This is a genomic window from Rhodothermales bacterium, from assembly GCA_013002345.1.
Lineage (GTDB): Bacteria > Bacteroidota > Rhodothermia > Rhodothermales > JABDKH01 > JABDKH01.
This window is the reverse complement of sequence record JABDKH010000184.1, coordinates 1-9,761: the sequence shown is the minus strand read 5'-3', so window position 1 is coordinate 9,761 and position 9,761 is coordinate 1. Positions and strand designations below refer to the sequence as shown.

Sequence of the window (9,761 nt, the reverse complement as noted above, 5' to 3'; positions counted from 1 at the left end):
AGCCGAACCGCGACGGGTGGAACGCGAATCGTCAGAACGCGGCGGCCAAGTACGTCAACCGTCGCGTCCCGTATCTCCTCCCACGTGGAAGGAGCGGCGGACCCGAGAAAGTACGTTTCACCGATCGTGGCATTCGACTCAGCTGCGGCGATCATTCCAGCGACCAGATCATCAACATGAACGAGCGACACGGGGTCAGGCTTGTTCCCCCCGATGATGGGGCACACACCTCGGGAAACGGTGCGGAAGAAGGTCAGGATGTCTTGCTCCCTTGGACCGTATACCGCGGGTGGGCGAACGATGGTCAGCGGAAGCCTGTCGTGAAGCCGAATCCCGTCTTCTTCCTGGTCTGCGATGCGTTGCTCCATTACGGCCTTACTGCGACCGTATAGACTGACGGGGTTCAGCGGCGTGTCCTCGGTTGCCACCGGTTCATCGCTAACGCCGACAACGGCGAGCGTGCTTGTAACCAGAACGCGTCGGACGTCCGGGCAGGCAGCCTCGACCGCGCGAAGCAATCGAAGAGTCCCGTCGACATTCGCGCGAGTGAACGTGGCACTGTCCTTCGATCGCGTAACACCGGCCACGTGGTACACGTGCGTGGCTCCCGAAAGGGCGGACTCGAGATCCGTATCGTCCCCGAGATCACCCGAAATCCGGGTGACATCCAGATCGGCAAGCCACTTCGGATCCTTGCGGACCAGGCACCGGACCTCGGCGTAGCCCTCCTTCTGCAATTGCTCGACGAGGTGGCTACCGACGAAACCTGTGCCACCGGTGACGAAGGCGATTTTTCGAGTGTCGTTCAACAGGTGCACCTGGCGATAAGAAATCGGCTAAGCAATGGCTGTCAGGCGCGCAACGCTCTCAATATGTTCTGTATGCGGAAACATATCGACCGGTTGAATTGCATCTATTCTGTAGATACCCGAGAGCGCACTCAGATCGCGTGCTTGAGTCTGCGGGTTGCAACTGACATACACGAATCGGGCTGCTCGGAGCAACGCGATCTGCTCAACGACGCGCGGGTGCAATCCTGCACGAGGCGGGTCCACAATCAGTACGTCGGGGATCCCATGTTCCTCCAGAAATCCGGGATCGACCAGCTTTCCGACATCGCCCGCAATGAACGAACAATTGTCCACTCGGTTCTGCCGCGCGTTGGCGCGCGCGTCTTCGATTGCGTCGGCAACTACCTCAACTCCGACGACCTTGCGGACATACGGTGACAGGTAAAGAGAGATCGTGCCTGTTCCACAATACAGATCATACACAATGTCGGAAGTCCGCAACCCGGCTGCGTCTCTGACCACTTCGTATAGCCGTTCCGCCTGATCCGTATTTGTCTGGAAGAACGACTGCGGGCCGATGTCGAATTCAAAATCGCCGATTCGCTCTTTGATCTTGCCGGGCCCGTACACGACATAGGTCTCACTACCCAGTGCAGTCTGCGCCGGCGTATCGTTGATCGTGTTGACAAACGTCGAGACAGCTAACTCGGACGATCTCAGCAGCTCCGACATTCCATCGACAACAGATGAATCGCGACTTGAGGTCACGAGATTGACCATGCGATCGCCCGTTCTCTTGCCCTCACGAATGACAAGGTGCCGAAGGAGTCCGGTATGGCCGCGAGTATCCCATGGAGCCCACTTCGATTGTCTTGCCAGGGCGCGGACTCTGTTTACGATTTCACGGCTTTCCGCAGACTGAAGATGGCACTCCTCAAGGTCGATGATCTTGGCAAACTGACGTGGCGCGTGCAAGCCGAGGGCGAAACTCTTGTCGAAGATCTGGCCCGACTCTATGTCGCTCTTCGTCAACCACCGCTGCGAACTGAATGAGAACTCCATCTTGTTGCGATAGAGATAGGTCGCGACCGACCTCAGAGTCGGCTTCACATCTACCTGATCGAATCCACCCGCATGCTCAAACGCTTCTACGACACTTTGCCGCTTGGCCTCAAGTTGTGCCTCATAGTCGACGTGCTGCCACTTGCACCCGCCGCAATGACCGAAGTACCGGCAGACGGGCTTCGCTCGCAGCGAGCTCTCGCGTACCGTTTGCACAACCTCGGCCTCCGCATACTTCTTCTTGAGCTTTCTTATGCGGATGTCGACTTCGTCACCGGGAACAGCCGCGGGAACGAAGATCACCATGCCGTCGACGCGTGCCAGCGACTTTCCACGATCGGCGAACTTCTCGATCGTAACCCGAAGTTCGGAGCCTTTTCTAAGTCCCATTGGCGCCGGCGAAAGACATCAAGCCATCTCCTTCGTTATCGTCGTTTCCGTGAGCATAGCCATCGTCTGCGTACGCCCACACGTCTCCTCGACACAATTGAGCAACGATGAGTATCTCCGACCGACGTGGCGCGCAAGGACCTTGTATACGGCGGCACCAGCAGAGGGACTTCTGTTCAACACTGCGTTCAGGTCAGGGCGAAAAAGCCCCAGGAGCACGGTGTCTGCTCTTGATTGCGCGGACTCGGTTCGTCGCAGATCTTCAAAAACGGACAGAACACCGAAGATATCTCCTTCGCCAAGTTCAGCGATATCAACATCTCGATCGTCTTCATCTCGTCGCGCGAGGCGAACGCGCCCGTCGCTGATCAGATAAAGGCCAAGTCCCGGATCATTCTCGTAGTAAATATGCTCATCGCGCTTGAAGCGTCGCTCGTGCATGACCTCAGCCACACGTACCAGATGCCTCTTTGTCATGTCCCCGAACACGGGCGAGCTACGAAGTGCATTGACGCGTGAACGAATGCGCTCATCGTCGTCTCTTGTGAAGAGTCTCCTGTGGAAGCGACGAAGGCTCTCTGTAAATCTTTGCAGCGTGGTCATGTGACGATTTGATCTCACCGAGAGAATGGCTCAGAACGTATGCCCGATCCCGAAATGTACTCGAGGTTTATTCCAGCGATCGACGAAGAACGATTTCGCGGCCGGGTCACGCACACGATACGCGAAATCGAATCGTGCGATAAAGTACTCCCACGACAGCCGTAACCCAACACCGCTGCCGACACCGAGCTCACTAATGAATCTTCCCGGCCGAAAACGCCCGTCATCATTTCCACGTCCCTCCAGATCCAGTCCCGGATTCCGTGGTCCGAACCAGACGTTCCCCGCGTCGATAAACGGCGTCAGAATCCAGTCGGCTGCAAAGAGGTTGCGGATTATCGTCTGGCGAAACTCTACGCTCATCTCGACCTTCACATCACCGCCGAAGATATTGGCTTCGGATGTGGCGTCTTCCGACGAGAGCTGTGCGGTGCCCGGTCCGAGATCACCCAGTCCCCAGCCGCGTACGCTGAACGCGCCACCTGTAAAGAAACGCTTGTCGAAGGGTACAATATCGGAACGGCCTGTGGGGTGAGAGAATCCAGCAAACGCCTTCCAGGCAAATACCAGGCTTCGTGTCCAGGGGTGATACTGACGGACATCCGTGACGAGCTTCAGATACGGGCGGTAAATGAGTCTGGTCTCGTTCGCGCCACCGAAGAACGGAAGGCCGGGCAGGCTCCCCTCAACAGAATCCGGAGTGAACACCGCTCGGTCCAATAGAGACGGCAGATTTCCCCCGACTTCAACCGACCATTCGTATGAGTGGCCGCGATCACGACGCAGCGGATTGGCGGTAAGCGAAATCAGCGTGTAGCGAAGGGCATTGTTGATCTGTGGTTTCGTGTAGTCCTCCAGAATCCGGGCCTGTTGAATCGGATCCGACACGGCGCCCAGGACGGGCTCAAGGAAGTCTTCGTTGAAACCACTCAGTGTATCCGGGTTGCTCAGGCTGACGTCGATCAGATCCAGGATGGAGGTGACACTTCGTGAGTGTTGCAGTTCGAGCCGCAACTGCGCCGTGCCGCGGCCGCGAACGATCAGTTTCAATTCGTCGCGGCGAGCCGCGAGAAGACTGAACGAGATTCTGGTTCGGACGTCGTAGAAGCGCCCGAGCCGTTCGAAAAAACGGAACGGTCTGATGACGTATGGCAGATTGACCGTGGCTTCGACTTCGCCCTGCGTCGATCTGAATAGCCTGAAATCGCTGTTCGCTGCGATTGATGTCGTGCCGCGCAACTGGAACGCCTCGCCTTTGCCAAACAAATTGGCGTTCCGGTACGTGACTCCAAAACCCATCCCCAGATCAGAATCAGTATTGCCGAGCAGCCCGGTGCGCTGAAGAACGAAGGTCTCCAGACGAATCTGGTGCCTTTGCCGCGTACGCAACTCGATCAGGTGTGACAGGTCTGGCACCAGGGTTCCGACCGTGTCAGGAATAAGCACCTGCACATCGGTAAAAGCGAAGACGCCGGACTTCTCCAGACGACGTTTCGTGTCCGTGACCCGTGACTGGTCGTACCATTCACCCGGTTCAAACTGCAGCGAACGAAGCAGCAATCCGTTGCTGAGTTTGCGTTCCGAAAAGATGGTCGACGTGATTGAGTACGTCCTTCCGGTATCGCTGCCGTTCGTTACGTCGAACGTGTCGCGACGCACCGTGTCGACTGATTCCGGACCGTTGACAACAAAATCCACATCGGCAAATCGGAATCTCTTGCCCGGGCGGATGCGGAATCGAATGTCAAAGGAGTCGCGTCCAACGGGGAAGACGATCGCGCGAATCGAGTCTCGGGTGGCAAGTGCGTACCCTCGATTGAGAAGTGAATTCAGAATTCGTCGTCGTTCCGCAAGCAGCTTCGATTCCGAGTAGCGCTCGCCCCCTGCACGAAACGCCAGCCGTCCCTGCTGTGCCGGACTGCTGCGTTTCTGGATGAGAGATCTGCGAAGAATTCGTCGTGCATAGGCCTCATCCACATCATCGAGTCCGTCGAATTCTACATCGCGAATGTACGCAGGGTAGCCCGGGTCGATGTGAAACTCGATCGCCAGGTGTTCGCCTGACCGAGATGTGATTACGCGAGTAGTGATGTTTGCATGGCGATAACCTTCCTGCTGGTAGAACAGCCTCAGTCGATCGGCATCTGCGGCTACGACACTCGAATCAATGTAAGCGGGCGGCTCCCCGGCGGACATCAGAGCTCGACTCAGTCCTTTGCCCAACTTTCCCGATTCACCCAGTCGATACAGGCCTAGCCACCACCTGATTCCTGTCCACGGTCCCAGCAGTTCTCGATTCGCAACGGAGCGCACCCGCAGGCTGAGCGCCTCCCGCGAAAACACGAGATCGCCGATGAATCGGATGTCAGTGACAATGGCATCCGGCTGCGGGTCGTCCGGCTGACCATCCTGTGCTCTCGCCGGCATGACAACGAGCAGCAGAAACAAGAGGGCAGTCGATATGCGTCGTTGCGTACGGAGTTGCCCTGCGAGGGTGCGGAACTCGGCGGGGAACCGATAGAAATGGGAACCGGCAGACGGAAGAGTGCGGACTAAAGTCTGAGACTCACGCACTACTCGTCTTCGTAGTAGAAATCGTCGTCTGCTGTTGGGAAGTCCGGCCACACCTCCTCAATGCTTTCATAGGGTTCGCCGTCGTCCTCTATTGCAATGAGATTCTCGACGACTTCGGAAGGTGATCCTGTACGCTCCGCATAGTCGATCAACTCCTCTTTGGTCGCGGGCCATGGAGCATCTTCCAGATACGTAGCAAGTTCTAGTGTCCAATACATGTGCTGAAGTTCAGTCTGTGGCGATCAGTCTTCGTGTCACCCCAAACAAGAAACATTGACGAACGTCGGACAATAGGCTCTCGATTCAAGAAAAACAAGAGCGAAATGCCGATCCGGCGGGACACGCCCGTTTCTGTAGATCACCCAAAAAAGAAAGGGTTCCGACCTCAGGTGGGAACCCTTTCAAAAATCAGTCTGTCGGGATCAGTCCAGAGAAACCTCACCCTGCTGTGACTCGGCAAGTAGTTTTTCATACTCGGCCGGCGTCATGCTCGGAGCAAAGAAGAATACGGGGTTAAACGGTTTACCCTGATCGTCGCGCACCTCGTAGTGGAGATGCGGCGCTTTCGACAAACCCGTGTTGCCGCTCTTGCCTATCAGGTCACCTCTCTTGACGCGTCGACCACTGCGAATTCCCTCAGGAATCTCGGAGAGATGGGCATAGGTCGTAACGTAGCCGATACTCGGGTGACTCAGCCGGACGTACTTACCCAGTCCACCGCCCCGGCCTGTTTCCTTGACGACGCCGTCGCCCGGTGCAACGACATCCGAGCCTTTGGGGACGAGAATGTCTACGCCGCGATGCGGCCGCACAATCTTGAGAATGGGATGGCGCCTCATCCCGTATCCAGAAACAACCGGACCGTCCGCCGGGAGGATGGCCGGCATCTCTTCCAACTGCCGCTTGTGTTCTCCGGCGATTACGGTGAGCTCGCGATAACTGGCACCCTGGAGACCGATCTGACGCTCAAGCTGATCGATCGTTTGTGCGGACTCCCGAAGCAACGTCGCAGTTTCCCGACCGAAGCCCGTGTAGGCCCTGTAGGCGTCAGTACCACCGACACCCGCTTGCCGAATATCCTGAGAGATAGGTGTGGCCTGAAGCAGGGAGCGATACAGTTCCTGGTCCGACTCCGAGAGCTCTGCAAGTTCAACCTGCACGGCCTTCATTCGCTCTCCTATCGTCGTCAGATGATCCCTGAGAGCTTCGTTTTCAGACTCGAGTGCTAATTCCTGAGGAGTGCTGAAGAGGCGGTCCAGGCCGAGCGTAAAGAGGCTTGCGAGGAACAGGGCCAGCAGCGTAAACGCCGTGAATCTGACGACCCGATCACGAACACTGGGCTCGAGCTCGACGAAGACGCATGCTTCGGGATCGTAGTAGTAGCGTTTGCCTCTCTGCATGTTTCTTGTGGCCGTCAAGCGCGATAATGCAACCTGAATGTCATTGGAGGGGCGAGCGCCACTGGCGTACTTGAGGATCGGCTTTGGCTCCGGGTGCTCCATCGCGGGCATGTCCGGGGAATCGGCCAGCTTCCTCCACCTCATACGTCCGTGACTCGGCTGCCAGGTTGCGAAAACGAAGCGTAAATATAGCAGTCGGGGCCCGGCCAGTCAACGGGACAGTTGACCTGACAAGTCGCTGAGAATGGCGAATGGAAGCGGCCGGAGTCATAGATCATTTCACCCCGCCGCGCGGTCGCCGATCATCGCCGTTAGCCCGGCCGAGGGTGAGCATTGCTTTGGGCGGTCCCTACACACAAGACTATCGGTCAACGGGCGCCGATATTAAGGTATATCGGGTCGTGAGATGTCAGGACAGCCCGCGCTCAACCCGGGCAGCTGACCAATCTGCGCCTAGTTTCTGGTTCGGTCCGACCTTTCTACGGCCCGCGAGACGTGACCGGGATCGTTGGAGGGCTTCGGAAGAATTTCCTCCATTCTTTCTGATTCCATCATCTGGTCGCTGGATGATCCACCGGACCGGCGCTCATCGGTGGCGAGTACCGCCACGTCATTAGACCACCCCTGCGAGTTTTCGCGCGCACCGTCTCCGGCCGCCGGCTCATCCGCAGCGGGTTCAGGCACAGCCATGCCCGCATGCGACCGCGCATTTTCCAATTCTATCCTGGCCTCGCGCCGGCGACTTTCCAGAAGGTCGAAGAAATCCTCGTTCCCGACGCGGAGACGTACATCACCGGAAGAGCCCTCCTCCACCACCAGCCTCGCCGCCCGTGCGGATCCATTCAGAACGGCTGTGGACCGCAGCGTAAGCGTGTTTGAGACGGTCAGTTCGCCGTCGACGCTGCCTGCGATAATGGCCTCACGTGCATTCAAGGTGCCTGCCACGGACGCGCCGGCAGCAACCACGACTCTGCCACCGACCCGCACCTCCCCCTCGAGCGTTCCCCGAACCGTCAAGTCATGAGCTACCGAGAACGTGCCGCCCCGGATCTCCGTGTGACGACTCAGCACGGTCACGTCATCGTCGGGGGCTCTCTGCGAATCTGTTTGAGACATCGTCACACTAATGTTTCGTTTGCGCGATCAAAGCGCCGTTGCGGCATATTGCGCCTACCCAAGTAAACGAATCGAAACCTCGAATTCCACTCAACTGATTCCCCCCGAGCCTCCGTCTTCACGGACCACAAGCCCGTCGGGGAGGTCGTTTCGCTGTGGCTCCGGATTGATCAACCCACCGGTCAACGGCGTCTCGAAGGCCGTCAGGAATGGCGCTATCGCTGAAAACAGAAGCTCTTGCTGGAACTCAATAAAGTCGTTGTCAAAGCCCCCACCGGGAGCCCGATGGCCCTCAATATCGAGGTAGAGTGTCCGCGGCCAGCCCGGATACGCCGTTTGAGCTTCCAGAACAAGCCTGAAAAGGTCCCTGGCAGCCACTTCGAAAGTATCCTCAGGCTGCACGATGTGATAGATCGACGCCGAGTTGTCGAAGTTCATCGTGACTCCCGGACTGTCCGGTTTCCGGTACTCCGGTACGAAGTGCGGATCACTCATGGGTCTGAACATCTGGCTTCTGGAGACCGGCAATGCTACGGACGAGACCAGGCCTCGCCCCGAAGATATTACGAGACCAGTTCATCCTCTTCTTGCTCCTCTTCCTCGATCACTTCGGGCTCAGGGTCATCGTCGTCTACCCGGAGGTCTTCCAGCGAGAATTGCATCTCCTGCGTCTCGTCAACAATCTGACTTCGCTGAAGCTCTTGATTTAGCACCTGCCCCGTCGCGGAGTTCTCTGTGGCCAATTGCTCGGGGGTGCCGGAGAACATGATTTGCCCACCGGCCTCACCACCCGCGGGACCCAGATCCACGACATAATCTGCCACCTTCACCACGTCCATATTGTGTTCAATGACGAGCACAGTATTGCCCTTGTCGACAAGTGCCTGCAGCACGTGCAGCAGATTGCGGATGTCTTCGAAGTGGAGGCCGGTAGTCGGCTCATCGAGGATGTACAGCGTGCTACCCGTGCCGGGCCGCGACAACTCCTTCGACAGTTTTACTCGCTGAGCCTCACCGCCTGAAAGCGTCGTAGCCTGCTGGCCCAGACGGATGTATCCCAGTCCGACGGCATTCAGGGTTCGGAGTCTTCGTTCGATTCGAGGGACATTCTTGAAGATCTCCAGCGCCTCGGAAACGGTCATGTCCAGCACATCGGCGATACTGCATCCGCGGTGTCGCACCTCCAGGGTTTCCGCGTTGTAACGCTTGCCCTTGCACGTCTCACACTCGACGTAGACGTCGGGCAGGAAGTTCATTTCGAGCTTGATGATGCCGGCCCCGCGACACGTCTCACACCTGCCTCCTTTCACATTGAATGAGAACCGGCCCGGCTTGTACCCTCGTATCTGGGACTCCGGCTGCAGGGCAAACAGATCGCGAATGTTCGTGAAGAGCCCCGTGTATGTGGCGGGATTCGAGCGTGGCGTACGTCCAATCGGACTCTGATCGATGTCAATGACTTTGTCGATGTGCTCCGTTCCCTCGAGGGACTCATGAGGGAGGGCTATTTCCTGCGATCGGTGATAAAGCTTCGCCAGAACCGGGTAAAGTGTTTGATTGACAAGTGTGGATTTTCCCGACCCGGAGACACCGGTAACCGCTACGAAAGTCCCGAGGGGAATCGTCAGCGCATCACCTTTCAGGTTGTGTCCGCGAGCGCCCTTCAGAATAAGCCTGCGGCCGGAACCAGCTCGTCGCTCCGCCGGCACACCGATTGTCCGCCTTCCTTTGAGATACGCCGTGGTCAAACTGACGGCGCCATTCCTTCGCAGAGGAAGCCTTCCCGGCTTTGACGACCCCATTACGTGTCCGCCCAGCTCGCCCG

Annotated in this window: 9 protein-coding genes; all 9 read right to left on the bottom strand. The window is 57.6% G+C overall.

Features of this window, described 5'->3' with window-relative positions:
• A partial coding sequence (locus HKN37_09220; GenBank protein ID NNE46825.1) for an NAD-dependent epimerase/dehydratase family protein occupies nucleotides 1-809 on the bottom strand: 809 nt, incomplete at its 3' end.
• A gap of 27 nt (nucleotides 810-836) precedes the next feature.
• The gene (gene rlmD, locus HKN37_09215) at nucleotides 837-2,243 is read right to left on the bottom strand and encodes a 23S rRNA (uracil(1939)-C(5))-methyltransferase RlmD (protein ID NNE46824.1); all 1,407 of its coding nucleotides are present in this window, start codon (nucleotides 2,241-2,243) and stop codon (nucleotides 837-839) included.
• 18 nt (nucleotides 2,244-2,261) lie between these two features.
• Entirely contained in the window at nucleotides 2,262-2,846 is a 585-nt protein-coding gene (locus HKN37_09210) for a cyclic nucleotide-binding domain-containing protein (protein ID NNE46823.1), read from the bottom strand.
• 30 nt (nucleotides 2,847-2,876) lie between these two features.
• Nucleotides 2,877-5,273: a BamA/TamA family outer membrane protein gene (locus HKN37_09205; protein NNE46822.1), complete on the bottom strand. Its 2,397-nt coding sequence runs from the start codon at nucleotides 5,271-5,273 to the stop codon at nucleotides 2,877-2,879.
• Between the two features lie 146 nt (nucleotides 5,274-5,419).
• Nucleotides 5,420-5,638, bottom strand: a complete 219-nt coding sequence (locus tag HKN37_09200; protein NNE46821.1) for a DUF2795 domain-containing protein — start codon at nucleotides 5,636-5,638, stop codon at nucleotides 5,420-5,422.
• 204 nt (nucleotides 5,639-5,842) lie between these two features.
• On the bottom strand, nucleotides 5,843-6,964 hold the full coding sequence (locus HKN37_09195) for a M23 family metallopeptidase (protein NNE46820.1): 1,122 nt from the start codon (nucleotides 6,962-6,964) through the stop codon (nucleotides 5,843-5,845).
• A 309-nt stretch (nucleotides 6,965-7,273) separates the two neighbouring features.
• Complete coding sequence (locus tag HKN37_09190) at nucleotides 7,274-7,936, bottom strand: polymer-forming cytoskeletal protein (GenBank protein ID NNE46819.1); 663 nt, start codon at nucleotides 7,934-7,936, stop codon at nucleotides 7,274-7,276.
• A 90-nt stretch (nucleotides 7,937-8,026) separates the two neighbouring features.
• Nucleotides 8,027-8,431: a hypothetical protein gene (locus tag HKN37_09185; GenBank protein ID NNE46818.1), complete on the bottom strand. Its 405-nt coding sequence runs from the start codon at nucleotides 8,429-8,431 to the stop codon at nucleotides 8,027-8,029.
• 68 nt (nucleotides 8,432-8,499) lie between these two features.
• Nucleotides 8,500-9,761, bottom strand: a 1,262-nt coding sequence (locus HKN37_09180; GenBank protein NNE46817.1) for an ATP-binding cassette domain-containing protein, incomplete at its 5' end; no start/stop codon positions are given.

What these genes read in the sequence shown, in the direction of transcription:
- HKN37_09185 (NNE46818.1), bottom strand. Translation starts at nt 8,431, where the DNA reads ATGAGTGATCCGCACTTCGTACCGGAGTACCGGAAACCGGACAGTCCG.
- HKN37_09190 (NNE46819.1), bottom strand. Translation starts at nt 7,936, where the DNA reads ATGTCTCAAACAGATTCGCAGAGAGCCCCCGACGATGACGTGACCGTG.
- HKN37_09205 (NNE46822.1), bottom strand. Translation starts at nt 5,273, where the DNA reads ATGCCGGCGAGAGCACAGGATGGTCAGCCGGACGACCCGCAGCCGGAT.
- HKN37_09200 (NNE46821.1), bottom strand. Translation starts at nt 5,638, where the DNA reads ATGTATTGGACACTAGAACTTGCTACGTATCTGGAAGATGCTCCATGG.
- HKN37_09195 (NNE46820.1), bottom strand. Translation starts at nt 6,964, where the DNA reads ATGAGGTGGAGGAAGCTGGCCGATTCCCCGGACATGCCCGCGATGGAG.
- rlmD (NNE46824.1), bottom strand. Translation starts at nt 2,243, where the DNA reads ATGGGACTTAGAAAAGGCTCCGAACTTCGGGTTACGATCGAGAAGTTC.
- HKN37_09210 (NNE46823.1), bottom strand. Translation starts at nt 2,846, where the DNA reads ATGACCACGCTGCAAAGATTTACAGAGAGCCTTCGTCGCTTCCACAGG.